The sequence below is a fragment of the Brucella thiophenivorans genome (assembly GCF_002252445.1).
GTDB lineage: Bacteria > Pseudomonadota > Alphaproteobacteria > Rhizobiales > Rhizobiaceae > Brucella > Brucella thiophenivorans.
On the sequence record NZ_NNRJ01000019.1, the window covers coordinates 332,724 to 357,627 of the forward strand.

Below are 24,904 nucleotides of genomic sequence, written 5' to 3' on the forward strand. Positions count from 1 at the left end.
TTAGCGGGTATTTTAGTTGACTTTTGCACGCTGGGGACGTAGGCGATGCTACAAGAAAACGCTTATTGCGTTGCAGACGCCTTTTCCTGCCTTGGTTCCTGCGCCGATTGACGCGGCTGTCATTAACAGGATGGGTGGAATTCATTTCCAAAAAAAGAGAGCTGCGCCTCCATTGACGACATTTGCCGAACTCGGTCTTTCCCCGAAAGTGCTCGCTGCTGTTGAAGCTGCGGGATATACTGCACCTACACCTATTCAGGCTGGAGCTATTCCTCCTGCGCTTGAGCGCAAGGATGTGCTTGGCATCGCCCAGACGGGCACGGGTAAGACTGCATCTTTTGTTCTGCCGATGCTGCATCTTCTGGAAAAGGGCCGTGCACGTGCCCGCATGCCACGGACCCTTATTCTTGAACCGACGCGCGAACTCGCAGCGCAGGTCGAAGAGAATTTTGTAAAGTATGGCGTTAATCATAAGGTCAACGTGGCACTTTTGATTGGCGGCGTATCTTTTGACGAACAGGAACGTAAGCTGGAACGCGGCGCAGATGTGTTGATCGCGACGCCTGGTCGACTTCTGGATCATTTCGAGCGTGGTAAGCTACTTCTGACTGGCGTGGAAATCCTGGTTATTGATGAAGCTGATCGTATGCTTGATATGGGCTTCATTCCTGATATTGAGCGCATCTGCAAGATGATACCGTTCACCCGACAGACATTGTTTTTCTCGGCAACTATGCCGCCGGAAATTACCAAGCTGACCGAACAGTTTTTGCATTCGCCAACGCGTATTGAAGTGGCGAAGGCCTCTTCGACGGCAAAGACTGTCGCGCAGCGTCTGGTTAAATCGGGGCGTAAGGATTGGGACAAGCGTGCTGCGCTGCGCGATCTGATCCGCGCCGAAGGCGATGCGATCAAAAATGCGATTATTTTCTGCAATCGCAAAAAAGATGTTTCTGAGCTTTTCCGTTCGCTTGTTCGTCATGAATTTGATGCCGGTGCCTTGCATGGCGATATGGATCAGCGTGCGCGCATGGCCATGCTTGCCAGTTTCAAAGAAGGCAAGTTACGGCTTCTCGTTGCATCTGATGTTGCGGCACGCGGCCTCGATATTCCTGATGTCAGCCATGTCTTCAATTATGATGTTCCGATTCATGCGGAAGATTATGTGCACCGTATCGGACGTACGGGACGCGCAGGACGTTCCGGTCAAGCCTTTACGCTCGTGACGTCTTCCGACACGAAGTACTTATCGGCAATCGAATCTATGATTGCTGAAAAAATTGAATGGCACGATGGCGATCTTTCAACCTTGCCAGCAGCAGACGAATCTGACGATACGTCACGCAAAGGCAAGAATGCTCGTGGCAAAGCTAAAGACGCCAAGGGCAAGTCAAAAGATAAGCAGAAGGTCGAAACACCTGTGATTGTTCAGGCAGATGAGCCGCAGCCGGTAATTACCGAAATCAAAGAGCGCCGCGATGCGATCCGAACGTCAAATGATGATCGTCGGGGCAGGCCGCAAAACGATCATCACAAGCGTCGTCGTGATCGTGATGACGATGATGGTCCGGTACCGATTGGCTTCGGTAACGATATTCCAGCATTCATGCTGATCCCGACAGGGGTATAATTTTAAACAAATAATCAAAACGCCGATCTGATTACTCGGATCGGCGTTTTACTTTTTGGGTTGATGTTCTAAAGTATTTCCAGCAAAAGTGCGAAGCGGTTTTGCGTAGGATAATGCGCTCAAACAAATAGATAGAGCGGTTCTTAAAATTCTATTTAACGAGAACCGCTCTAAGACTTGCAGCAAATGCGAGACGTGCCCAATCCGTCATGATTTCAGGATCGTCATAGGCATTATCCGGTACGCTCCAGTAAGGCATTGCAACAGGTTTTCCGGTTTTTTTACCATTATATCTCCATTGCCTTGAACCAGCTTCCATGAAGGCCGGTGCGGATTCAGCATCGGCCTTCAGCAATAGCTCATCCTGAACGACAAGCGCTATGATCAAACCCTGATGATAAATGCCTTTGCCGCCAAACATGCGGCGAATGCTGATTGCACCCAAACCTTCAAAAAGTTCTCGAAGTGATTGGTCGTCCATTTATATTTAGAGCGCGTTTCGATCTGATTTCACCATATCGGCGCGTCTCAACTCCTTTTACTTTAAGCATAATCTTATCGATCCTCGTTTCACTCCGGTCGGATTATGCTCTAAGCTGCACCCTGAATATGACGCAGGCTTTCGGCGGATGCAGGCTGTATCTCGACAGATTCCCCGCAACCACAAGCCGATGTCTGGTTCGGATTGTTGAAAACAAATCCGGTGCGCAATGTTGTGACTTCAAAGTCCATTTGCGTGCCGAGCAGAAACAACACGGCTTCCGGCGCGATATAGACCTTAGCACCGTCTTTTTCGACGGCATCATCACCGGCTTTTGGCTCTGTGACGAGGTCAATCGTATATTCCATACCGGCGCAGCCACCTTTTTTCACGCCGACGCGAATGCCCAACGCGCCCTCACGGGAGGCCATGATTTCGTTAACGCGCGCTGCGGCTGCATCGGTAAGCGTCAAGACGGAGAAACGGCCCATTTTTATATCTTCCGGTGTTATGCTGGTTTGTGACTGCAGAATCATTCAGTCTGTCTGCAGCAAAGCGCTTTTGTTCGCGATTGCCACGTTTTTACTATAGTTAGTGTTGTAACATCATTACTGCAAGACGCCAAATCGGAGTGCCGCCGTAACGGGCTTACACAACTTGGTGTGCTGCAACAAAAAATTGCTGGAAGAGGAAAAGCGAATGTCGATAAAGCGCATGAAGCCTTTGATACGTGCCGGAGTTGCGGGCGTTTTCAGCACGATTGTTTTGATGTCTGCTGCTTCAGCACAGGATGCGCCGAAAAAGGCGGCTCCTGCTCAGGAACAGGTGAAGCCTGTCGAGGAAACTAAACCATCGGAGCAAACACAGGACGCTTCGGATGGCGTTATAGTGCCTGATTATCGCGATGATCGATCAACACCGCAGGCACTGATCGAGTCCTATTACAATGCGATCAATCGCAAGGAATATACGCGCGCTTACGGATATTATTCGGAAGAGGGGCGGGAACCGGACTTTAAGACATTTGCCAAAGGCTATGAGGGTACCAAGAGTGTTAAGGTAGCTGTGCGCAAGACGGATCCAGATCCGGGTGCAGGACAGATTTACTGGAGCCTGCCAATCGCAATTGAGTCTGAGAGTGAAGATGGCAACAAGCAGGTGTTTACCGGCTGCTACACGATCCGTATGACCAATCCGGGGATGCAGGAAGAACCACCATATAAGCCTATGCAGATTATGACCGGCTCTTTGACCAAATCGCCTATGGAAATCGAAAAGAGTGTGCCGGAAAGCTGCGAAGCTCCTTAGAACCCGTTTCGATCTGATTTTATCAGACCGGCGCTCTAAAGTCTTTTGCGTTGATCACATTCGTGTTGATCCTCGTTTCGCTCAGGTCGGATTATACACCAATGAAAATGTCTGCTTGACCTTACCACGATGGAAAGCTGCATAGTGGCTTCCGTTCAAGCAAGGAGTAATTTGAATGGTCGTTTTTTCTGTTCCTAAGATGAACTGCGGCGGCTGCGCTAAAAGCGTTACGAGTGCTTTGCATCAGATTGATAAAACAGCGTCGGTCACGATTGATCTCGACAAGAAAGAGGTCGCCTTCGACAGCGTTGCGTCGCAGCAAGACGCACTCAATGCGCTAGCCGCTGCGGGTTATTCGGCGACGATCACGCGATAATGTGATTTGTAAGATAGACACTCGAAGCATAATTGCCGGGCTGATAAATGGTCCGGCTTTTTGGTAAAGATTATACGGGACAGGCGACCAAGTGTTGCAGTGCCCAATGGGTTTCTTGTGTTTGATTGACTGCAAGGCTGATTTTTGCCACATCATCGGCAAATCTCATTTATGGTGCTCGTAAAGGGGACCAGATCAAACTCATCGCATGGTTGCGATAAAGAAGGATGTAAGGCATGGCTATGGTAGCCGATTTCCAGGATCTTCGCACGAAGATGGTCGATAATCAGATACGCACCACGGATGTTACGGACCTCCGGGTCATTGATGCTTTTCTGACCGTTCCGCGTGAAGCTTTTGTGCCGGTCAACCGTCAGGTTCTCGCCTATATCGACGAAGATCAGCTGCTTGAAAGCGAAGGCACCGCTCCACGCTATCTGATGGAACCATCACCTTTTGCAAAGCTGGTACAGCTTGCAAAAGTGAGCAAGAACGATGTCGTTCTCGATGTTGGTTGTGGCACAGGATACTCTTCGGCAATCTTTTCTGAGCTTGCAGGTTCGGTCATTGGCCTGGAAAGTGATTCCGCATTATCGGCCGTAGCGACGTCTCGTTTGCAGCAACTCGGTCATGACAATGTTGTGATCGTTTCAGGTGCTTTGAATGCAGGCTACCCTTCGGAAGCGCCTTACGATGTAATTTTCATTGAGGGTGCAGTTGATTTTGTCCCTGAAGTACTTTTCAATCAGCTCAAAGAGGGTGGCCGTCTGGTCGTCGTCGAAGGGCGTGGAAATGCCGGAATTGCGCGGATTTATGTAAAAGAAAACGGGATTGCTTCGGGGCGTACTGTTTTCAATACGGCAGTTCGTCCGCTCCCTGGTTTTGAGCGAATTGAACAGTTCGAGTTTTAATCCAGCGCGTGGGGCAATTCTGCAACGATGCGGAAATTGTTTGTGAAAGCACTGGCGGGAAAGATGGAAATAACGGAATTTACACGTTATTAAGTCTTCCCGAACCGGCTGGTTCGATTATAGATTCGTTTGTTCTGATATGAGGTATACGGTGTTCAAAGCGTGCAAAGGACTTATGGCAGCGGCAATCCTTCTGTCGGGCACCGTATTATCGGGACAGGCTGCTTTGTCAGAGACGCTGACCGGCGCTCTTATCAAGGCTTATAAAAACAATTCCACGCTTAACTCTTCGCGAGCAGGCGTGCGCATTCAAGATGAAAATGTTGCAATTGCAAAATCGGGCTATCGTCCGCAGGTCACCGGCAATTACAATGTTGGTCGTGGCAAAACACCTGTAGGTGGCACGCGAACCACTGGTACTTATGGCATTGAACTAAACCAGATGCTGTTCGATGGCTTTCAGACGAAGAATAACGTCGCAGCTGCAGAAACAACCGTTTTTGCGCAGCGAGAAAATCTTCGCAATGACGAGCAAAACACACTTCTGGAGGCTGTTCAGGCCTATATGAATGTTTATCAGCTTCGTCAGATCGCAGCCCTTCGTGAAAAGAACCTTGCAGCGTTGAACGAGCAAGTGCGTGCGTCTCGTGCGCGCCTTGACGTTGGTGAAGGCACGCGGACCGACGTCGCACAGTCTGAATCGCAACGCTCGACCGCTGTCGCACAGCTTAATTCAGCACGTGCAGACGTGAAGTCAGCCGAAGCAACCTATGTTCAGATTATTGGCGCTCAGCCGGATCGTCTTGCTGTCGCGCCTGCTGCAAAAAACCTGCCACGTTCTCCTGATGCAGCTTACGCAAATGCGGTTTCGATCCATCCAGGCATTCTGGCTACACAATATGCAGTTAATGCGCAGGGTTACAACGTGAAGGCTAAGGAAGGCGCTTTGTTGCCAACTGTTGGCCTGACGGCAAGTGCCAGCCACCTTGATACCTATGCTGGCACAAATGCTGGCGATGGTAACTCTGCTTCGGTTGGCGTAGGCGTAAGCATTCCAATTTATACGGGCGGTCGTTCATCGGCGCAGGTGCGTCAAGCGAAAGAACAGCTTGGTCAGGCGCGTATCGAAGTTGACATCATTCAGGACCGTGTCCGTCAGGCAATTAGTTCCGCCTGGTCGCAGCTTGAGGCAGCGCGCGCTTCCGTCAAGGCAAACCGCGACGCAATTTCTGCAGCACAACTGGCTCTTGATGGTGTCATTGAAGAACGGAAAGTTGGTCAGCGCACCACGCTTGATGTATTGAATGCACAGAATGAACTTGTGACCGTTGAGATTGCACTTGTTCAAGCTGAACATGACTCGATTGTTGCAAGTTATGCTCTTCTGAATGCAAGTGGCCGTATGACTGCGCAGGATATGCAGTTGCAAGTTGCACAGTATAAGCCTGAAGAGCATTACAATGCTGTCAAAGACAAGTGGTTCGGATTGCGCACGCCAGATGGTCGTTAAGGCACAGGTGTGATGAGCAATACAAATACGGCGCCAATGGCGCCGTTTTTTGATTCGTACGGCAACTGGCAATTCTTAATAAAATGATAAAGCTGTGGGTTCGGATTGCACATGCCTGTGCAGGGATTCTCAAATCACCGAAGGTTCTGTACCCTTAATCCATTGATTCTTTGCCTGTGTAGGCAATTGACAATAAGGGAAGACGGACAGCTATGGCACAAACATCGAGCGCAGCGCGTGAACCGTCAATGGAAGAAATTCTTGCTTCCATTCGCCGTATCATTGAAGATAGCGACGTCTCGCGCCATCCCCTTGTTGCTCCGCCTTCGTTTTCGACACGTAGCGAAGTTGCAAAATTTCGTAAGCCCGTAACTGTTCAGGACATTCAGCCAGATACGGGTATCTTCTCTGGGGAAATGACATTGCGCGGCCCGATTGAAGAGCCAGCGCTGAAGGACGTCCTCACAGACGAAGTACCTGAGGCAGATGAAGAAGAAGACGATTTCGTTCTCGACGCACAAAATGACGACAATCGCAGCGAAGTTTTGGAACCTGTGGCGGGAGCTGATAATCCGACGACTCTTGAAACGGAGATTGCATATGAAGCTCCGCAGCCTGATGACATGCGCCAGCAACAAGTTGAAGCCAAACCTGCAGACTTGAAAGCACATATCGCGGCACATATTTTGTCGGAAGGCACTGAGCGCAAAGTTTCTGCAGCATTTCAGGATTTAAATCACGCAGTTCACGCAGAACCGCGTCGTTCTTTTGATGAGATCGCTTCTGAACTGCTTCGCCCGATGCTGCAAGATTGGCTAGATAGCAATCTGCCGCCGCTTGTCGAAAGACTTGTTCGCGAAGAAATCGAACGTGTGGTGCGAGGCGAACGCTAGTCCATCTGCATCATATTAAACCAATTGACCCGTCTGTCTCACAGGCGGGTTTTCACTTTTTGGGTGATTTGTCGGCTGTTAGTTGCTATTGAGCCGTCAATCAATTCATTCCGCATAATGACCGGATATTTCCATGCTTGAGAAGACTTACGACGCCGCGGCCGTGGAGCCGAAAATCGCTGAACGCTGGGAAGACGCTGGGGCGTTCAAGGCGGGTGCGGGTGCAAAGCCTGGCGCTGATCCTTTTGCTGTTGTCATTCCACCGCCAAATGTAACCGGTTCGCTGCATATGGGCCACGCGCTCAACAATACGGTTCAGGACATTATGGTCCGTTTCGAGCGTATGCGCGGCAAAAACGTTCTGTGGCAGCCCGGCATGGATCATGCGGGCATTGCCACGCAGATGGTTGTAGAGCGCCAGCTGATGGAAAGGCAGGAGCCGAACCGCCATGCCATGGGGCGTGAGAAGTTCATTGAGCGTATCTGGCAGTGGAAATCTGAATCGGGCGGCATGATTTCCAATCAGCTGCGTCGTCTTGGTGCGTCTTGCGATTGGTCACGTGAGCGCTTCACAATGGATGAGGGGCTGTCCCGTGCAGTTCTCGAAACCTTTGTCTCTCTCTACAAGCAAGGTCTGATTTATCGTGACAAGCGTCTGGTGAACTGGGACCCGAAGCTTCTGACCGCGATTTCCGACATTGAAGTCGAATCCCGCGAGATTAAAGGTCATCTCTGGCATTTGCGTTATCCTCTGGAGAATATTCCTTTCGATCCCGAGAATCCGCATACCTTTATCGTCGTTGCAACAACGCGTCCTGAAACCATGCTTGGTGACACAGGTGTTGCGGTTAACCCGAAAGATGAGCGTTATCACGCCTCGGTTGGCAACAACATTGTTCTGCCGCTCGTTGGCCGACGAATTCCTATTGTTGCCGATGATTATGCTGATCCTGAATCGGGTTCTGGTGCGGTTAAGATTACACCTGCGCACGACTTCAATGACTTTGAGGTCGGCAAGCGCAACGAACTGCGTACAATCAATATCCTGACGCCTTCGGCTGCAATCACGCTGAAAGACAATGTTGATTTCCTGGAAGGTTTGGAACTGACACAGGAGCTCAATGCTGTCATCAAAGAGTTTGACGGACTTGATCGCTTTGCAGCGCGTAAGCGTCTTGTCGAAATTCTTGATGAGCAGGGTTATCTGGAAAAGATTGAAGATCACACGCACGCGGTCCCGCACGGTGATCGTGGTGGCGTACCGATTGAGCCATATCTAACCGATCAGTGGTATGTGAACGCTGCCGAGCTTGCAAAGCCAGCCATGGCTGCTGTTCGTGATGGACGCACGCAGATTGTCCCCAAAAACTGGGAAAAGACCTATTTCGAGTGGATGGAAAACATCCAGCCGTGGTGCGTTTCGCGCCAGCTCTGGTGGGGACATCAGATTCCGGCATGGTACGGCCCGGACGGTCAGTGGTTTGTCGAAAAAAGCGAAGAAGAAGCCAAGGCGGCAGCGTTTACCCATTATGGCGAAGAAACGACTCTCGAACGCGATACCGATGTTCTGGATACATGGTTCTCGTCTGGTCTATGGCCATTCTCCACGCTTGGCTGGCCGGATAAAACACCGGAACTGGCGACTTATTATCCGACCAGTGTTCTGGTAACAGGTTTCGATATTCTGTTCTTCTGGGTTGCCCGCATGATGATGATGGGCATGCATTTGATGGAGGAAGTTCCCTTCCATACAGTCTATCTCCATGCTCTCGTGCGCGATAAGCACGGCGCCAAAATGTCGAAATCCAAAGGCAATGTCATTGATCCTATCGAGTTGATGGATGAGTATGGCGCGGATGCTCTGCGCTTCACGCTTGCCATCATGGCGGCACAAGGGCGAGACGTTAAACTCGATCCGGCACGTATTGCCGGTTATCGCAATTTCGGCACCAAGCTTTGGAATGCGACACGTTTTGCGCAGATGAATGGCGTAAAGCTTGATCCGAATTTCAAGCCTGATGATGCAAAGCTTGCGGTCAATCGCTGGATTTTGACGGAACTGACGAAGGCAACAAAATCTGTAACCGATGGCATTGTGACTTACCGTTTCAATGATGCGGCCAGTGCTGCCTATCGTTTCGTCTGGAACCAGTTCTGTGATTGGTATCTGGAGTTGCTAAAGCCGATTTTCATGGGCGATGATGAGCTTGCTAAGGCTGAAGCACAGGCAACTGCAGCCTATTGTCTGGATCAGGTCTATAAGCTTTTGCATCCTTTCATGCCATTCATGACCGAAGAGCTATGGACGCTGACCGCAGGTGAAGGAACAAAGCGCGCTACGGTTCTGGCGTTGGCGCAATGGCCGGAGTTGTCGTTTGAGGATGAGGAATCGGCAACTGACATCAACTGGTTGGTCGATCTCGTGATGGGCATACGCTCTGTCCGCGCAGAAATGAATGTTCCTGCGGGAGCTGTGGCTCCAATCGTCGTTCTGGAAGCGAATGCTACGACTGTTGATCGTTTCGCGCGTCACGACGCTGCAATCAAGCGTCTTGCGCGTGTGGAAACTGTGTCGTTTGAACAGGAAGCGCCAAAAGGCTCGGCGCAACTGGTGCATGGCGAAGCAACGATCTGCCTTCCACTTGGCAGCCTGATTGATCTTAAGGCTGAAGCAGCGCGCATGGCCAAGGAAGCAGGCAAGATTGCTGCCGAGATGGAAAAAATCGATAAGAAACTCTCAAATGAGAAGTTTGTGGCTAACGCCAAGGAAGAGGTCGTTCAGGCTGAACGCGAACGTCTTGCAGAGCTAAAAGACGCTGCTGCACGCGTCGCGACGGCTGAAGCGCGTATTCGCGAAGCAGGCTGATTTAAGTCTTCGAGTTGAGAGCATATCGAATCATGCGCCCGGCAATTTTGTATTGCCGGGCGTTTTTAATTAACGCGCCGACAAATATCGCAATTTATAGTTCTCAGGCGCTGATCGAACTGCTGTTTCGATTGTTTTTTAGCGTTGTTGCGCTTTGGCAACAAGCTCCAAAACAGGCTAAAAAGCGGCAAAAAATGGCCTTAAATTTGGGAAGTCAGCTTAGAAAATTAGAAGAATTGGAAATTGTACCTATCTTTTGGGGATTTTCGAATAAACGTGGGTTCTTTACCCATCTGCTGGTCAATTAAAGCATCTTGCAGGGTGCAACATTCCTGTCTTACGTTTGCGTCAAAGTAAAAATAGCGGGTTCACTTTAATTTGTTCGGGAGGACGTTTCATGATGGCTAAGAGCCTGAAAGTAGCAGGTATTGCAACCGCTCTGCTGGGGAGCGCCATCGGTGCGCATGCAGGTGGCTTTGAGCGCAGTTCACAGGACTTCGATATACTGTTTGAACAAGGCACAGTCATCGACACGACGGGCACATTCGTATCACCACAGCGTAAGCTGAAAAATATTCGTGGTCCAATTGGTACCGCGACGGGTGGCATCAACCCGATAACAAGGCAGCCCTATGCTACTGAAGTGGATGAGGCAAAAAGCTATTGGGTACCAAAGTTCTCTGCCAAAGTTGATCTGACAGATGATCTTGCCTGTGCTGCCCAGTATCGCCAGCCTTGGGGCATCGAGACAGATGTTGGCACTGACAACATTCGAATGTTCACGGCCATTGAGCAGAAGATTTCATCGCATGACTATGGCTTGAACTGTTCTTATCGCTTCAACGCGGGCGAAAAAGGCTTTTTTCGTATTCTTGGCGGTGTGAGCTATCAGGAGTTGAAGGGTGAACAGACCCGTATGATTCCAGGCGTAAACCCACTTAATAATCCAACAAACTTCCCGTTCCCAGGTAATTTCCGTATTGCTTCGCTCGATGTGGAAGACAAGGCTGTCGGTTGGCGCCTTGGTGCAGCGTACGAACTTCCTGAATATGCAATTCGCGCGAGTATCGTTTACCAGTCCGAGGTAAAGTACAATCTGTCAGGTAGCATTGACAACCTCGCAGTCAATCCTTTCACCCAGCAGTCGATTTCGATTCCGGTTGAAAGCGACGTTGCGACGCCGCAGTCGGTAGAACTTAAGCTCCAGACCGGCATTGCACCTGATTGGCTTGCTTTTGGTTCGATCAAGTGGACAGATTGGTCGAGCATTGAACGCGTTTCGTTTAATGCTTCGAGCAATGTTCAGGTCGTGCCGGGTAGAGTTGTCCCGCAGGGAGCTAACATTACCAATTTGAACCTGTACTATCAGGATGGCTGGACTGTTAGTGGCGGTGTTGGACATAAGTTCAACGAACAATGGTCGGCTGCTGGAACCATTACGTGGGATCGCGGAACAACCACAGGTCTAACTTCGCAGACTGATATTTGGCTGTTCGGACTGGGGACGAACTATAAGGCTACCGAGAACTTCGAAGTTCGTCTCGCCGGTGCCGCAGGTTGGCTGACCTCTGGCGAAATGGATGATACCGTGATCAATGGCGTACCAAATGCCACTGGTTCTAAAGGTGAATTCGGCAATGACTTTGTAGGCGCATTGTCGCTGACAGCCAAGGTCAAGTTCTGATCTTATAAACAAGATGAGAAAAAGCCCGGTCTCCCGACCGGCTTTTTCGCTTTTTTAGAAGATTATTTCTCAAGACGTTTAAGCAGTGACGAAGTATCCCAGCGTCCGCCGCCAATCGTCTGAACTTCCTTATAAAACTGATCAACAAGGGCTGTTACGGGCAAAAGCGCACCATTGCGGTCTGCTTCATCGAGGCAAATTCCCAGATCCTTGCGCATCCAGTCGACAGCAAAGCCAAATTCATATTTGCCTTCATTCATAGTGTTATGGCGATTTTCCATCTGCCATGAACCTGCTGCGCCCTTTGAAAGAACGGCAATCAGCTTCTCAATATCAAGACCTGCTTTTTTACCGAAATGAATGCCTTCGGCCAGTCCTTGCACAAGACCGGCAATGCAAATCTGATTGACCATCTTTGCCAATTGGCCTGAACCGGCAGGCCCCATCAGGCCGACGGACCGTGCATAGGCGTCTATAATCGGTTTGGCGCGATCAAATGTTGCTACATCTGCACCAGCCATCACGGTAAGAACGCCATTCTCCGCACCGGCTTGACCTCCGGATACCGGTGCGTCGACAAAGTGAAAGCCACGGCTTTTTGCTTCTGCATAAAGTTCACGCGCAACCTCAGCAGAGGCTGTCGTGTTGTCGATGAAAACAGCCTCTTTTTTCATCGTTGAAAATGCACCATCTGTGCCGATTGTCACTTGTCTCAGATCATCATCATTGCCGACACAGCAGAAAATAAAATCTGCATCTCGCGCGGCTTCTGCTGGCGTGGCGGCATGCTTGCCGCCGAATTGTTCTGCCCATTTTACAGCTTTTGCCTGGGTTCGATTATAGACCGTAACGTCGTAGCCGCCCTTATTTTTAAGGTGACCTGCCATGGGATAGCCCATCACGCCGAGGCCGAGGAAGGCCACTTTAATTGTAGTCATTGTCAGATGCCTCCGGAGGAAATGCTTATGCTTAAGAACAGACAAGGTCGCTGTCAGCGCGTGTTGCAGGTGAGGAGAGTCACGATAGCCTGTGCTATAACTCCATATATTTAAAGCAGATCGCCCCCGGTCGCTGCAAGGCTGCTGGGGGCGATAAATTTTCTTTTATTTGCCGAATTCTCAGACCGATTTAACGGATGAGATGTCGTGTCAGCCGCCGTTCGAGGAAGTCCCAGATATGTCTCAGGCATTCGACAATCAGCAGATAGATGACAGCTGCCCAGATATAGGTCTGGAAGTCGAATGTGCGTGAATAGGCACGGCGCGTTTCACCCATCAGATCAAGCACGGTGATAATGGCAACAATTGCCGATCCCTTGATCATCAGAATGATTTCATTGCCATAAGGCCGCAAGGCAACGATGAGTGCCTGTGGCAGGATAACTTTCCAGAATGTCACGCGCTTTGAGATGCCAAGTGCCGCAGCACCTTCCCACTGGCCTAATGCGACGCTCTGAATGGCTCCGCGCAGGATTTCCGCCTGATAGGCTGCAGTGTTGAGTGAGAAGGCAAGAATTGCGCAGTTCCAAGCATCGCGGAAAAATACCCAGAGGCCGACGCTCTCAAGAAACGGTCGGAACGTGCCAAAGCCGTAATAAATCAGGAATGTTTGCGCAAGCAGTGGCGTTCCACGAAAGAAATAGACATAGCCGAATGCAATACCACGCAAGACGGGATTGTGAGACATACGCATCGCTGTGATCGGGAGCGATAACAATGCGCCAATCACGATCGAGATCGCGACCAGTTTTAATGTGACGAGCAATCCGGACCAATAGCGCGGTCCATAGGTCTCAAAGAGATCAATGCGCCAGGTGTTGTAGAGATAAATTGCAAGTCCGACAAACATCAGGGCCCAGAAGGCAACGATGATATGACCGGCAATTCGTGTGCCAGTCCACGCTCGTCTGACGGGAGGCGGTGCTAAAACTTTTACAGAGCTCGGAGAGATTACTTCACTCATGATCAGGCTCCCCGTGACGCATTATTACCGGCATCAGCCCAGCGAGCGATGCGGTTAATAAAATAAGAGGAGATGATTGCAAGTGACAGATAAAGCAGGCAGGCGACGCCAAAAAACAGGAATGGTTCTTTGGTGACGCGTGCAGCAATCGATGTCTGACGCAGAATATCCGAAAGCGTGATTACCGAAACCAGCGATGTGTCTTTGAGCAGAACCAGCCAAAGATTTGCGAGACCAGGAAGCGCAATGCGGATCAGTTGGGGCAGGACGACTTTGAACATTGTCTGCCAATATGAAAGACCAACCGCATAACCGCCTTCATATTGTCCACGCGGGATAGCGCGGAAAGCCGACAAGAAGACTTCGCTCGAATAAGACGAAAACACGAAGCCCAGCGCAATCATGCCTGCCACAAAAGCATTGATCTCGATATTCGCATTGATATTGAAAAAGCTCAGCAATTGCTGAAGCAGGAGCGAGGCACCGAAATAGACAAGAAAAAGCGTCAGAAGCTCCGGTAGGCCGCGAAAAATTGTCGTGTAAATATTGCTGGCCAGTCGCATCGAGGATTCGCTTGATTGCTTACCCAGAGCAACAATGAAACCCAGAATCAGACCTAAGGGCAACGTTGCAAGCGCTAGGCTAATTGTAACGACAAGCCCCCAAGCAATACTTTTACCCCAGCCCTCGGGACCAAAGCTTAATAATGTGGCGTAGTGTTCCATGCGCCTAATCTCTTCCTGAGGGCTTCAAATCGATAGCGAAAACGCGATTTGATAAGTTTTGAAAGTTTCTCATTATAGCCCAAATAATTACGCCGGTTTACGTGGGAGTAAACCGGCGCTTAAATATTAAAAACTCTTAGTTTTCCGCGCCATAGGCATCGAAATCAAAGTACTTGTCGTTGATTTCCTTGTACTTGCCATTCGTGCGGATTGCCTTGATGGCTTCGTTGAACTTTTCAACCAGCTCAGGGCGCCCCTTTTTGAAGGCAACACCTGCACCTGGACCGTGAATCTCGATCACTGGTGGGAATGTGCCAACCATTTTGCAGCATGCGCCATCTGGCGTCTTTAGCCATTCGCCCAGCGTCACGCTATCGTCGTTGACAGCATCAAGACGACCATTTGCGAGATCAAGACGATATTCTTCTGCCGTTGGATAAGACTTGATCGTGCTGTCGGTAAAGGTCTTTTCCGAATAATTGGCATGTGTGGTCGAAACCTGTACACCAATCGTCTTGCCTGCGAGGTCTTCTTTGGTCACACCTTTAATGTCGGTGTCCTTGGGAGCGACAATGCCGGGAGGCGTGTTATAATACTTGTTCGAGAAATCGACCTGCTTCTTCCGCTCATCCGTAATGGACATAGAAGCGATGAAAGCATCGAACTTGCCGGACTGAAGCGCAGGGATTGCACCATCCCATTCTTGTGTCACAAATTCACACTGTGCTTTCATTTCGTCGCAAAGTGCCTTGGCAATATCAACGTCAAAACCGGTCAGCGTGCCGTCGGGCTGGATCATGTTGAAGGGAGGGTAGGCACCTTCGGTACCGATTTTGAGCTTCAGAGGTTCCTGAGCATTGGCAATGCCCGCGTTCATGCCGCTCAGTGTGATTGCAAGTGCTGCTACAGATGTCGCCGCAGCGATACGCTTAATAACGCGCATTCTTAGTCCTCTCGTTTTGTTTTTGGCTGGTTCCCTGATTATTCTTCTGGTTCAGCCGCATTTAAGGAACACTATCGACGTGGAATTTTCGGCCGCAGGTCTGATAATGTGTTCCCTGATTTCTACAACTTATATGAGAGCTGACAACGCGCAATATTTTTTCTCGTCTATGCCCATTCATCCGCCCGTAAAGCTATAATCCCACCATTTTTTACCGAATGGCAAGATGCTTTGCGTAATTTAATTGTGCATGTTGAAAGGGTATTTTCAAAGAAAAGGCTTGATCAAAGCAGGCTTAACCGTGCTTTCTGCGCTCATACGAGCAATCAGTAGTGAAACCCTCAAAGTGCCATGGTTTGTTCAACGAAGTCTGCAATTTTCTCAATTTCGTCGAGTTGAAATACCGGCAATCTTTCGTGGCTCAGTATATGATCACTGGCAATGGCGACAATGTTGGAATCATCATTGCAAAGCAGTGGGCCGTCATGACCACCAGACCGCCTAAGCTCAATCTTCTTATGAGATTCGCGCTTGTAACCTTCAATCAGAACCAGATCACAAGGCGCTACCTTGCCGACAATCGCTTGCAGTGAAGGTTCTTCTTCGCCCAAATTTTCGTGCATGATGGCGTAGCGCGCTGATGAGACGATTGCGACTTCTGCAGCACCTGCATTGCGGTGCCGCCAGGAATCCGTGCCGACGTGATCAATGTCGAAATTATGATGGGCGTGCTTAACCGTCGAGATGCGATAGCCTCGTTTGGTCAACTCCTGAACAAGCCTCTCAGTCATTGTGGTTTTGCCGGAATTTTTCCAGCCGGTGATCCCGAATAGCTTTTGGGTCATTTGATTGCCTCATTTAGCAGCTTTGCTTCAACAAGATCGTCGGGTCTATTGATGTTGAAGAACGGGTCATAGGTTTTGCCATCAGGTGAAATTTCCACCAGTGGAAACTCGACCTCCTCAAATCCAACATGGCGCGCAAAAGCAAATACACTGGCTTTTTCGCTTTGTGCCAGCCAATCAATAAGTGGTTGCAATAGTTCCGTTTTCCAAAGGCCAAAAATTGGATGCACGCGACTATTGGAACTGGCAAGCACAATGCTGGCATTGGTTTTCTCTTGCTGTTCATGAAGTCGCAATACAAGATTGAGCGGCAGGAATGGACTATCGGCTGCAACACTTGATAGCAGCGGAAAATCAGCTGCATATGCGAACGCGGTTTTCAGTCCTACAAGCGGTCCGCCATGCGAAGAAATGGAATCTGCGACCGTTGTGATATTGAGTTTCGGGAGACGCTCATGATGGCTATTGGCATTGAGAAAGATCTGGTCGACCTGCGGTGAAAACCGCTTTGCAACATGCTCAAGGATTGTTTGAGAGCCAAGCTTTTGCAGAAATTTATCACCTGACAGGCCGCCCGCTTGCATGCGGCTGGATTGACCTCCCGCAATGATGACACCAGCGATGCGGGGCATCTTTTCTGTCACGACGGCTCTACTCCGGTCGGCGTGGTGGCTAAGGTGCTCTTGTTGCGCTCACGCTTTTTTAGAATGTTTTCGCGGTAAACCATATAGATACCGCTGCCCACGACAAGAATTGATCCGACGATTGTGTAAGAATCTGGCGCCTCACTGAAAATCACAGTGCTCAAAAGGATCGCCCATAGCAGGCTCGAATAGCGGAATGGCGAAACAAATGATATTTCGCCTTCTCGCATCGCCATGATGATGAAATGATAGCCGATCAACAAAAGCGCTGCCGCTAAAACCATGAACAAAATCGGCTCGATGCCAACGGGTTGCCAGCCGCCCATTGGTATGGTGAGCGCTCCACCAGTAAGTGCAATCGCCCCGGCGGTAAATGTCGAGAGATAAAGTGTTGGGACGTGAGCCGGCACACGGCGTGTTGCAATATCGCGCATGGCTGCAAAGCAGACGCTGGAAAGCAAAATCCCTACGGCTGCAATGCTTGTAGAGGTATCTGCTCCCGGTCGAATGATAATCAAAACTCCGATCAGGCCAAATGAAATGCACATCCAGCGCCGCCAGCCGACCTTTTCGTTCAGAAAAAGCACCGCACCAAAAGTCACGACTAGCGGCGTTGCCTGAAAAACGGCGGAACAGAATGCCTGCGAAAGATGTCCGAGCGAATAAATATATGTGACGGTTGCCAGCACTTCGCCAAGCACACGCAACAGCGTCATCTTATCCATCGACAGGTTACGCAGCGCTCCGTTGCGCCATGCGAGCAGGCCGATTGCAATCGTTGCAAATATTCCGCGAATGAACATGTACTGGCCACTGTTCATATGGATCAGCAAATATTTGGTAATGGAATCGCCAATGGTGAATGTGCCCATGGCGAGAAGCATGAAAACGCTTGCACGAAAATTTGCTGACTGCGGCACGATATAGAATCCGATTTCGAGCATTTCCAGCAAAAGTGCGAAGCGGTTTTGCGCAGGATAATGCGTAAAAATAAGGAGATAGAGCGTTTCTAATGATTCAATCAAATCGGGAAGCGCTCTATTATCCCATATCGCTATCGTATGATTTGGATGAGGTCCAATTCATATGTGTTGCCAATAGATTTAAATTATTTATCCGCCTGTAAGGCTCATGTGGCGCGCAACAGCCGGGCGATTGTGATCGCGGTCGATGATGAAATCGTGGCCTTTGGGCTTGCGCGAGATAGCCTCATCAATGGCAGCGCTCAGCACAGTGTTGCTCTCGCTTGAACGAACAGCACTTCGCAGATCCGCATCGTCATTCTGGCCAAGGCACATGTAAAGCATGCCGGTACAGGTCAGGCGCACGCGATTACAGCTTTCGCAGAAATTATGTGTAAGCGGCGTTATAAAGCCAAGACGTCCACCAGTTTCCTTAATCGTGACATAGCGGGCAGGGCCACCAGTGCGGTAGGAGTTATCAGACAGTGTGAACTGCTTGCCAAGATCAGCGCGAAGCTGTGAAAGCGGTAGATATTGATCCGTGCGATCAAAGTCTATTTCGCCCATCGGCATGGTTTCGATGAGCGTCATATCCATGTCGCGGCCATGCGCCCAACGGATCAGCTCGGGTATCTCGAATTCATTGAAGTTCTTGAGCGCAACTGCGTTGATCTTAACGCGAATGCCAGCCTTTTGCGCCGCTTCAATCCCTTCAATGACGCGATTAACATCGCCCCAGCGGGTTATGGTGCGGAACTTATCAGGATCGAGCGTATCAATAGAGACATTAATTCGCCTCACGCCGCATCCGGCCAACTCATCCGCATAACGCACAAGCTGTGAACCGTTGGTGGTGAGGGTGAGTTCTTCCAAAGCGCCGGTTTTGAGGTGACGCGCCAGTCCGCGGATCAAATGCATGATGTTCTTACGAACCAGCGGCTCACCGCCTGTCAGACGCAATTTACGAACACCCTTGTCTATAAATGCGCTGCAAATCCGATCAAGCTCTTCCAGCGTCAGAAGATCTTTCTTTGGCAGAAACGTCATATGTTCTGCCATGCAATAGGTGCAGCGGAAATCGCATCGATCGGTCACCGAAACGCGCAAATAGGTGACAGCGCGCCCAAACGGATCAATCATTTCTCCGGTTTGAGAAACAACAGGCAGTGTTTGAGAACCTTGCATTAAATAAGCCATTGTTTCCACACGATACAGAGCCCATTCTGCACCTTGGTTATAGAGATAGGTTTCCTTGAACGCTTTGTCCAGTTTATGCGCTTATGAAGCAGCTTCAACCTTTTTGACTTCTCTTAACCGCTGAAGATCAATATCTCATTGATTTGACGCAATTCTGAAGCGTGCAAACGTGATCTATTATTGCGCAAGTCATAGCCGCCCAAATGACGGAGAACAAATATGAGTGATGTCTGGCCGACCGAGTTGCGCGTTTCCAAAGACCGCAGACTTTTGACGGTGGCCTTTGATAGCGGCGAGAGATTTGAACTCACAGCCGAGTTTTTGCGTGTACTGTCCCCATCTGCAGAAGTGCAGGGACATTCGCCCGAACAGCGTGTGACCGTGGGCGGTAAACGCAATGTCGAAATCATGCGCATGGACCCGATTGGCAATTACGCCGTGCGCATTACCTTTGACGATATGCATGATACCGGCCTGTTTTCATGGACATATCTCCACAAGCTTGGCAGCGGCAAAGACGCACTTTGGCAAACCTACCTTGATGAACTTGCGGAAAAAGGTCTGAAACGCGATCCGAGATAGAGAAAGGGGCGGTTTTAGCGCATCCCGAAAAGTGTGAAGCGGTTTTCGGATTAGATGCGCGTTATAATAAAGTCGCCCCTTTTTAGTTAGCCAAGATTGAGTTCTTTGAAGAAGTCATTGCCTTTGTCGTCGATCACGATGAAGGCAGGGAAGTCTTCAACTTCAATGCGCCAGATGGCTTCCATGCCAAGTTCCGGGTATTCAACCACTTCGACCTTCTTGATGCAGTCCTGTGCAAGACGCGCTGCCGGGCCACCGATAGAGCCGAGATAAAAGCCACCATGTCTGCCACAAGCTTCGCGCACCTGTCGTGAGCGATTGCCCTTGGCGAGCATCACCATTGAGCCGCCAAACGACTGGAACTGATCGACATAGGAATCCATGCGGCCAGCCGTGGTCGGTCCGAAAGAACCCGAAGCATAACCGGCGGGTGTCTTGGCCGGTCCTGCATAATAGACCGGATGGTTTTTGAAATAGTCCGGCATGGCTTCGCCGTTTTCCAGGCGCTCGCGAATTTTCGCATGGGCTATATCGCGTGCTACGATGATCGAACCTGTCAAGGATAGCTGTGTCTTTACAGGGTGTTTTGACAGTTCCTTAAGTATCTGCTCCATCGGTTGATTGAGGTCGATTTTGACCACATGCGATGAGAGTTTTTCTTCGTCAATCTCTGGCATATATTGTGCCGGATTGGTTTCAAGCTGCTCGAGGAAAATGCCTTCCTTGGTGATTTTACCCTTTGCCTGACGATCTGCAGAGCAGGAAACACCAAGACCGATTGGCAGCGATGCACCATGGCGCGGCAGGCGAATGACGCGCACATCGTGGCAGAAATATTTGCCGCCGAACTGTGCGCCGACGCCAAGTGACTGTGTCAGCTTATGGATTTCGGCCTCCATTTCCAGATCACGGAAAGCATGCCCCGCTTCCGAACCCTTGGTGGGGAGATTATCGAGATAGCGGGTGGATGCCAGCTTCACCGTCTTGAGGTTCATTTCAGCAGAGGTGCCGCCGATAACGATCGCCAGATGATAGGGCGGGCAGGCCGCAGTACCGAGGCTCAGGATCTTATCCTTGAGGAACTCGATCAGGCGGTCATGCGTCATCAGCGATGGCGTGCCTTGATAAAGGAACGTTTTGTTGGCGGAACCGCCACCTTTGGCTACAAACAGAAACTTATAAGCGTCTTCGCCTTCTTCATAAATATCGATCTGCGCGGGTAGATTGTTCCTGGTATTCTTCTCCTCGAACATCGACAGCGGCGCAAGTTGCGAATAGCGCAGGTTCTTCTTGTTATAGGCATCCAGAACACCAGCAGCCAGAGCATCGGTGTCACCACCTTCTGTCCAGACGCGACGACCTTTCTTGCCCATAATAATCGCAGTGCCTGTATCCTGACACATCGGCAAAACGCCGCCAGCTGCGATATTGGCGTTTTTCAGAAGATCATAAGCCACGAAACGATCATTATCGGTGGCTTCCGGGTCTTTCATGATATTGGCAAGTTGCTGCAAATGGCCGGGGCGCAGCAGGTGATTAATATCGGCAAAGGCGGCTTCCGAAAGAATGCGCAGGCCTTCAGCATCGACGCTTAAAACTTCCTGCCCCTTGAATGTATCGACCGACACGTGATCCGAAGTCAGTTTGCGATAAGGGGTATTGTCTTCGCCAAGTGGAAAAAGATCGGCGGCGCTTGCTTCTGCCATTCCGGTACCTCGCTTGCCCGTAATATAATCTGCGGGGCTTTTAGCGTGATGCAGAAGCGATTCCACTGCGGCACTTTGTGCAGATCGGGAATTAATCGTTTCGTATGTGTCCTCAAAAACGCTTTTCAATAAAAATTGATAAAAGCGCATCCCGAAAAGTGGTTACCGGTTTTCGGATTAGATGCGCGTTAAAACAAATGCTTGCGACGCGTGATCTGATAAAATCAGATCGAAACGCGTCTGAAGCAACATAAAAAAATTGGGAGATTGCGTTAACGTTAAAAGATTCTATACGAGATTCATCAATTCTATGGGCAAAGATTGACGCGACTTCGCGGTCGCACTGAATTGGCGGTTAGAATGCAGTTCTCCAGACATTTCTATCGAGATTTGAATAATCATCGCAAAAGCGGTCCTTATCTGCGCAATGCGTTAGCATTTGCACTCGCTGCATCGACGCTTTTCTCAACAGCGCAAGCGAACGCCGCAAATTCTCTGCTAGAATTGTTTCAGCAGCGCCGTCAGCAACAGGTTCAGCCGCCCGCACAGCCTCCGGTTCAGGTTGCTCCTCCAGCACCTGTCACGAACACAGTGTCTGTTCCGAGAACTGTAGCGCCCACTCAGCGGGTTACTGTCAAAGGACCGCAGGTCTATGATTATAAACCCGATACGCTGATCAAAGTCGATTTCACAGCTCTTGATATGCAGGTGACGGCAGCGGTTGAACCCACGCAGATTGACCCGCTGACATCTGGCATGTCGCCAATCCGTGTGGCAAAAAAAGCGGACGAAACAGAAGGTCGACGCGCCTTTGATGCCGCAATGGATTATCTCAAGAATGTCGATGTGAAGGCCGAAAAGCAAATCGCTGAAGCCATCGTCAGTTTCTATTCTGAAAACCGCGCATTCCTTTGGTCAGCCGATAACAAGGCCGTCGATAAAGCGCGCAATGTCGCTGCCTTCTTTGCGCAGTCGGATGAAGATGGTTTAAATCCCGAAGAGTATGCTGTTTCCATTCCCGGTGATCATTTTGATGAAGCACAGCTTGCAGATCGCCAGCAGAAACTAACAGATTTTGAAATCCGTATGTCGGCGCGCGCTTTGCGTTATGCCATTGACGCAGGCGAGGGTCGTATTGTTGCAGACCGCCTGAGCGGTTTCCACGATCTTCCCCGCAACCGCATCGATCCAAAGGCCGTGCTTGCAAAGCTTGCATCTGAACGCGATCCTGTTGCTTACCTGAAGAGCCTTCAGCCAAATAACGAAGCTTATGCCGCTTTGAAGCGCGAATTGGCCAATATAGAAGCACCAGTGGGCGAGCCGATCCGCATTTCGCTCGACAAGGCAATTCGTCCCGGCGATACCAGTGATCAGCTTTCCAAGATTGTAGCCCTTATCACGCGTCACGCGCCTTCGAGCTACATTGAGCAGCATCGCGGTGTGTTGCAGGCGCATGCCGATCGGAATATTTACGATCCCGAACTGGCAGCAGCCATCAAGGATTATCAAACACTTTCGGGTAGTACGCCTGATGGGATCATCGGTAAGAATACAATTGCAGCGCTTCAGGGCGAACAGGATTCAATCAAGCGAGATCGAATTCTCTATTCGATGGAACGTCTGCGCTGGCTACCGCATGATTTCGGTTCGCGCTATGTGCTGGTCAATCAGCCATCCTATCGCGCTGAATATTTTGAAGATGGCAAAGAAAAACTGGCGATGAATGTGGTGATCGGTTCACCGACACATCAGACCTATTTCTTCTACAACAAGGTGCAAACTGTTGTCTTCAACCCATCCTGGGGCGTGCCGCGTTCAATCATTCTGAACGAAATGCTGCCCAAGGTCATGCGCGATACCAGCTATCTCGACCGCAATGGCTATGAAGTCTATGTCGGTGGCAAGAAGGTTTCGGCCAGTGCAGTAAACTGGAATGCTGTTGCCGCAGGCAAGGCGCATGTTGGCATCCGGCAGAAGCCGAGCCTTGATAATGCATTGGGCGAGCTTAAGATTTTGTTCCCCAACGAGCATGACATTTATATGCACGATACACCGGCGAAATCCTATTTCAGCCGCGATATGCGCGCCTTGAGCCATGGTTGTATTCGTCTGGAACGTCCGCGTGATATGGCAGCCGCAGTTCTCGGTAAACCGGTGGAAGAGTTGAGCAAATATTTCGGCAAGAATGAACGTGGACTGAAAGTTGCCGATCCAGTTCCGGTCTACATTGCCTACTTCACTGCATGGCCTGACGCGTCAGGAACTGTACGTTTTTTTAATGACGTATACGACCGTGATTCAGGCCTGCAAAAAGCATCTGACAAAACCGCTGCATCTCGTTTGGCTGCGCTTTAATATTAGCCGTTTAAAATGGCCTGCTTTGTGTAATCACAGCGCAGGCCATTTCGCTTTTTGACAGCACGAATAGCATTCATAGAATTCAGAATATAAACGGCTGCTTGCGCTAACGCGATAATAGCCCCCGCCTTTATTTTACTTTGTTATTCCCTTTTTCGAGTGAATCCGCAAAAGTGCGCTCGAATATTTATCGTCAGCAAGGTCGTTTGAAATGCATGGTGAATATAAGGTCCACGGTGGTAAGCTCGTCGTTATCGATCTGGAGGTTCAGGACAACAAACTAACCAACGTTCAGGTTGCCGGTGATTTTTTTCTTGAGCCGGCTGAAGCCCTTGACGATATTCGCGATTCACTGTTCGGTTTGCCAGCAACCGCATCCGCTGAAGAGATTGCCGATGCAGTGCGTAAAGGCTTGCGAACTGATGCCTTCATGATCGGTTTCAGCCCGGAGGCAGTAGCAATCGCTGTTCGTCGCGCTCTCGGTGTTGCACGCACATGGCGCGATTACGAATGGCAGATCATCGATATTCCGCCACTAAGCCCTACAATGCATCTTGCACTTGATGAAGTGCTGGCACGCGAAGTTGCTGCCGGACGTCGTGCACCGACTTTGCGTTTTTGGGAATGGGAACGCCCTTCGATCATCATTGGCGCGTTTCAGTCGCTGCGCAATGAAGTGGATATGGAGGCGACTAAAGAAATGGGCGTTGAAACTGTGCGCCGCGTGACCGGTGGTGGCGCCATGTTTGTTGAGCCGGGCAATACGATCACTTATTCGCTTTATGCGCCGGGCGATCTCGTCCGCGATATGAGCTTTGCCGATTCCTATGCATTTCTCGACGAATGGGTGCTGAAATCGCTGAATTCACTCGGAATTGATGCCTTCTATAAACCATTGAACGACATTGCGAGCTCAAAGGGCAAGATTGGCGGCGCGGCGCAAAAGCGCTATTCCGGCGGAACTGTGCTGCATCATGTGACCATGGCTTACGATATGGACGCTGAGAAAATGGTGAAGGTTTTGCGCATTGGGCGTGAAAAACTCTCCGACAAAGGCACGGCAAGTGCCGTCAAGCGCGTTGATCCCGTGCGCAGTCAGACCGGCTTGCCACGCCGCGAAGTCATTGATCGGATGACGGAGACGTTCATCTCACTCAATGGTGGCGTCAGCGGCACCATCACGCCAGAAGAATTTGCAGCCGCTGAGCAACTTGTTGAGGAGAAATTCGCAACGGAAAAGTGGCTGCATCATATTCCGTAAGCAAAGAATGGCCGCAAGCTCCACACCTCTGCGTGACAGCGGCGTCAAGCCATGCCATAG

23 protein-coding genes are annotated in these 24,904 nt (G+C 50.1%); 12 read left to right on the plus strand and 11 right to left on the minus strand.

Features of this window, described 5'->3' with window-relative positions:
• Positions 1-172: 172 nt before the first annotated feature.
• Positions 173-1,630: a DEAD/DEAH box helicase gene (locus tag CEV31_RS11130; RefSeq protein WP_094507334.1), complete on the plus strand. Its 1,458-nt coding sequence runs from the start codon at positions 173-175 to the stop codon at positions 1,628-1,630.
• Between the two features lie 151 nt (positions 1,631-1,781).
• On the opposite strand, the gene CEV31_RS11135 is transcribed toward CEV31_RS11130, so the two are convergent.
• Together CEV31_RS11135 and sufA are read right to left on the minus strand one after the other, a co-directional pair.
• Positions 1,782-2,111 (minus strand): TfoX/Sxy family protein, encoded by a 330-nt coding sequence (locus CEV31_RS11135; protein ID WP_094507109.1) that lies wholly within the window; start codon positions 2,109-2,111, stop codon positions 1,782-1,784.
• 110 nt (positions 2,112-2,221) lie between these two features.
• Positions 2,222-2,602 (minus strand): Fe-S cluster assembly scaffold SufA, encoded by a 381-nt coding sequence (gene sufA / locus CEV31_RS11140; protein ID WP_094507335.1) that lies wholly within the window; start codon positions 2,600-2,602, stop codon positions 2,222-2,224.
• A gap of 208 nt (positions 2,603-2,810) precedes the next feature.
• Between sufA and CEV31_RS11145 the strand changes: the two genes are divergently transcribed.
• The 8 genes from CEV31_RS11145 to CEV31_RS11180 all read left to right on the plus strand — a co-directional run bounded on the left by CEV31_RS11145 (position 2,811) and on the right by CEV31_RS11180 (position 11,659).
• Positions 2,811-3,419 (plus strand): Cif family virulence factor, encoded by a 609-nt coding sequence (locus tag CEV31_RS11145; RefSeq protein ID WP_094507110.1) that lies wholly within the window; start codon positions 2,811-2,813, stop codon positions 3,417-3,419.
• A gap of 175 nt (positions 3,420-3,594) precedes the next feature.
• On the plus strand, positions 3,595-3,795 hold the full coding sequence (locus tag CEV31_RS11150) for a heavy-metal-associated domain-containing protein (RefSeq protein WP_094507111.1): 201 nt from the start codon (positions 3,595-3,597) through the stop codon (positions 3,793-3,795).
• Positions 3,796-4,037: 242 nt separating this feature from the next.
• Positions 4,038-4,706: a protein-L-isoaspartate O-methyltransferase family protein gene (locus CEV31_RS11155; RefSeq protein WP_094507336.1), complete on the plus strand. Its 669-nt coding sequence runs from the start codon at positions 4,038-4,040 to the stop codon at positions 4,704-4,706.
• Between the two features lie 139 nt (positions 4,707-4,845).
• Positions 4,846-6,216, plus strand: coding sequence for a TolC family outer membrane protein (locus CEV31_RS11160; protein ID WP_094507112.1), 1,371 nt, complete (start codon positions 4,846-4,848; stop codon positions 6,214-6,216).
• 212 nt (positions 6,217-6,428) lie between these two features.
• Positions 6,429-7,109: a PopZ family protein gene (locus CEV31_RS11165; RefSeq protein WP_094507113.1), complete on the plus strand. Its 681-nt coding sequence runs from the start codon at positions 6,429-6,431 to the stop codon at positions 7,107-7,109.
• A gap of 133 nt (positions 7,110-7,242) precedes the next feature.
• Positions 7,243-9,975 carry a valine--tRNA ligase gene (locus CEV31_RS11170; protein WP_094507114.1) on the plus strand — a complete coding sequence of 911 codons (2,733 nt, stop codon included), beginning with the start codon at positions 7,243-7,245 and terminating at the stop codon, positions 9,973-9,975.
• A gap of 32 nt (positions 9,976-10,007) precedes the next feature.
• Positions 10,008-10,283: a hypothetical protein gene (locus CEV31_RS11175; protein ID WP_094507115.1), complete on the plus strand. Its 276-nt coding sequence runs from the start codon at positions 10,008-10,010 to the stop codon at positions 10,281-10,283.
• Positions 10,284-10,375: 92 nt separating this feature from the next.
• Positions 10,376-11,659 (plus strand): OmpP1/FadL family transporter, encoded by a 1,284-nt coding sequence (locus CEV31_RS11180; protein WP_268876337.1) that lies wholly within the window; start codon positions 10,376-10,378, stop codon positions 11,657-11,659.
• A 62-nt stretch (positions 11,660-11,721) separates the two neighbouring features.
• Here the strand turns inward: CEV31_RS11180 and CEV31_RS11185 are convergent, their stop codons facing one another.
• The 8 genes from CEV31_RS11185 to moaA all read right to left on the minus strand — a co-directional run bounded on the left by CEV31_RS11185 (position 11,722) and on the right by moaA (position 18,925).
• The gene (locus tag CEV31_RS11185) at positions 11,722-12,597 is read right to left on the minus strand and encodes an NAD(P)-dependent oxidoreductase (protein ID WP_094507116.1); all 876 of its coding nucleotides are present in this window, start codon (positions 12,595-12,597) and stop codon (positions 11,722-11,724) included.
• A gap of 190 nt (positions 12,598-12,787) precedes the next feature.
• Complete coding sequence (locus CEV31_RS11190; protein ID WP_094507117.1) at positions 12,788-13,621, minus strand: ABC transporter permease; 834 nt, start codon at positions 13,619-13,621, stop codon at positions 12,788-12,790.
• 2 nt (positions 13,622-13,623) lie between these two features.
• Positions 13,624-14,346: an ABC transporter permease gene (locus CEV31_RS11195; protein WP_094507118.1), complete on the minus strand. Its 723-nt coding sequence runs from the start codon at positions 14,344-14,346 to the stop codon at positions 13,624-13,626.
• A 136-nt stretch (positions 14,347-14,482) separates the two neighbouring features.
• A complete protein-coding gene (locus tag CEV31_RS11200; RefSeq protein WP_094507119.1) occupies positions 14,483-15,289 on the minus strand; it encodes an ABC transporter substrate-binding protein in 807 nt (268 codons plus the stop codon).
• Positions 15,290-15,630: 341 nt separating this feature from the next.
• Positions 15,631-16,134 (minus strand): molybdopterin-guanine dinucleotide biosynthesis protein B, encoded by a 504-nt coding sequence (gene mobB / locus CEV31_RS11205; RefSeq protein WP_094507120.1) that lies wholly within the window; start codon positions 16,132-16,134, stop codon positions 15,631-15,633.
• A complete protein-coding gene (gene mobA / locus CEV31_RS11210) occupies positions 16,131-16,766 on the minus strand; it encodes a molybdenum cofactor guanylyltransferase (protein ID WP_094507338.1) in 636 nt (211 codons plus the stop codon). Before mobA ends, mobB begins: the two co-directional genes overlap by 4 nt.
• 8 nt (positions 16,767-16,774) lie before the next feature.
• Entirely contained in the window at positions 16,775-17,662 is an 888-nt protein-coding gene (locus tag CEV31_RS11215) for a DMT family transporter (RefSeq protein WP_094507339.1), read from the minus strand.
• Between the two features lie 228 nt (positions 17,663-17,890).
• Positions 17,891-18,925: a GTP 3',8-cyclase MoaA gene (gene moaA / locus CEV31_RS11220; protein WP_094507340.1), complete on the minus strand. Its 1,035-nt coding sequence runs from the start codon at positions 18,923-18,925 to the stop codon at positions 17,891-17,893.
• Positions 18,926-19,156: 231 nt separating this feature from the next.
• Between moaA and CEV31_RS11225 the strand changes: the two genes are divergently transcribed.
• Entirely contained in the window at positions 19,157-19,519 is a 363-nt protein-coding gene (locus CEV31_RS11225) for a gamma-butyrobetaine hydroxylase-like domain-containing protein (protein ID WP_094507121.1), read from the plus strand.
• Positions 19,520-19,605: 86 nt separating this feature from the next.
• On the opposite strand, the gene CEV31_RS11230 is transcribed toward CEV31_RS11225, so the two are convergent.
• Positions 19,606-21,225, minus strand: coding sequence for a fumarate hydratase (locus CEV31_RS11230; RefSeq protein WP_094507341.1), 1,620 nt, complete (start codon positions 21,223-21,225; stop codon positions 19,606-19,608).
• Positions 21,226-21,585: 360 nt separating this feature from the next.
• Between CEV31_RS11230 and CEV31_RS11235 the strand changes: the two genes are divergently transcribed.
• Together CEV31_RS11235 and CEV31_RS11240 are read left to right on the plus strand one after the other, a co-directional pair.
• Positions 21,586-23,580 carry a L,D-transpeptidase family protein gene (locus CEV31_RS11235; RefSeq protein WP_094507122.1) on the plus strand — a complete coding sequence of 665 codons (1,995 nt, stop codon included), beginning with the start codon at positions 21,586-21,588 and terminating at the stop codon, positions 23,578-23,580.
• Positions 23,581-23,794: 214 nt separating this feature from the next.
• Positions 23,795-24,844: a lipoyl protein ligase domain-containing protein gene (locus CEV31_RS11240; RefSeq protein ID WP_094507123.1), complete on the plus strand. Its 1,050-nt coding sequence runs from the start codon at positions 23,795-23,797 to the stop codon at positions 24,842-24,844.
• Positions 24,845-24,904 lie beyond the last annotated feature (60 nt).

Excerpts from the sequence above, each read along its gene's own strand:
- CEV31_RS11135 (WP_094507109.1), bottom strand. The coding sequence starts at position 2,111 with ATGGACGACCAATCACTTCGAGAACTTTTTGAAGGTTTGGGTGCAATC.
- sufA (WP_094507335.1), bottom strand. The coding sequence starts at position 2,602 with ATGGGCCGTTTCTCCGTCTTGACGCTTACCGATGCAGCCGCAGCGCGC.
- CEV31_RS11145 (WP_094507110.1), top strand. The coding sequence starts at position 2,811 with ATGTCGATAAAGCGCATGAAGCCTTTGATACGTGCCGGAGTTGCGGGC.
- CEV31_RS11150 (WP_094507111.1), top strand. The coding sequence starts at position 3,595 with ATGGTCGTTTTTTCTGTTCCTAAGATGAACTGCGGCGGCTGCGCTAAA.
- CEV31_RS11155 (WP_094507336.1), top strand. The coding sequence starts at position 4,038 with ATGGTAGCCGATTTCCAGGATCTTCGCACGAAGATGGTCGATAATCAG.
- CEV31_RS11160 (WP_094507112.1), top strand. The coding sequence starts at position 4,846 with ATGAGGTATACGGTGTTCAAAGCGTGCAAAGGACTTATGGCAGCGGCA.
- CEV31_RS11165 (WP_094507113.1), top strand. The coding sequence starts at position 6,429 with ATGGCACAAACATCGAGCGCAGCGCGTGAACCGTCAATGGAAGAAATT.
- CEV31_RS11170 (WP_094507114.1), top strand. The coding sequence starts at position 7,243 with ATGCTTGAGAAGACTTACGACGCCGCGGCCGTGGAGCCGAAAATCGCT.
- CEV31_RS11175 (WP_094507115.1), top strand. The coding sequence starts at position 10,008 with ATGCGCCCGGCAATTTTGTATTGCCGGGCGTTTTTAATTAACGCGCCG.
- CEV31_RS11180 (WP_268876337.1), top strand. The coding sequence starts at position 10,376 with ATGGCTAAGAGCCTGAAAGTAGCAGGTATTGCAACCGCTCTGCTGGGG.
- CEV31_RS11185 (WP_094507116.1), bottom strand. The coding sequence starts at position 12,597 with ATGACTACAATTAAAGTGGCCTTCCTCGGCCTCGGCGTGATGGGCTAT.
- CEV31_RS11190 (WP_094507117.1), bottom strand. The coding sequence starts at position 13,621 with ATGAGTGAAGTAATCTCTCCGAGCTCTGTAAAAGTTTTAGCACCGCCT.
- CEV31_RS11195 (WP_094507118.1), bottom strand. The coding sequence starts at position 14,346 with ATGGAACACTACGCCACATTATTAAGCTTTGGTCCCGAGGGCTGGGGT.
- CEV31_RS11200 (WP_094507119.1), bottom strand. The coding sequence starts at position 15,289 with ATGCGCGTTATTAAGCGTATCGCTGCGGCGACATCTGTAGCAGCACTT.
- mobB (WP_094507120.1), bottom strand. The coding sequence starts at position 16,134 with ATGACCCAAAAGCTATTCGGGATCACCGGCTGGAAAAATTCCGGCAAA.
- mobA (WP_094507338.1), bottom strand. The coding sequence starts at position 16,766 with ATGCCCCGCATCGCTGGTGTCATCATTGCGGGAGGTCAATCCAGCCGC.
- CEV31_RS11215 (WP_094507339.1), bottom strand. The coding sequence starts at position 17,662 with ATGCTTCTCGCCATGGGCACATTCACCATTGGCGATTCCATTACCAAA.
- moaA (WP_094507340.1), bottom strand. The coding sequence starts at position 18,925 with ATGCAAGGTTCTCAAACACTGCCTGTTGTTTCTCAAACCGGAGAAATG.
- CEV31_RS11225 (WP_094507121.1), top strand. The coding sequence starts at position 19,157 with ATGAGTGATGTCTGGCCGACCGAGTTGCGCGTTTCCAAAGACCGCAGA.
- CEV31_RS11230 (WP_094507341.1), bottom strand. The coding sequence starts at position 21,225 with ATGGCAGAAGCAAGCGCCGCCGATCTTTTTCCACTTGGCGAAGACAAT.
- CEV31_RS11235 (WP_094507122.1), top strand. The coding sequence starts at position 21,586 with ATGCAGTTCTCCAGACATTTCTATCGAGATTTGAATAATCATCGCAAA.
- CEV31_RS11240 (WP_094507123.1), top strand. The coding sequence starts at position 23,795 with ATGCATGGTGAATATAAGGTCCACGGTGGTAAGCTCGTCGTTATCGAT.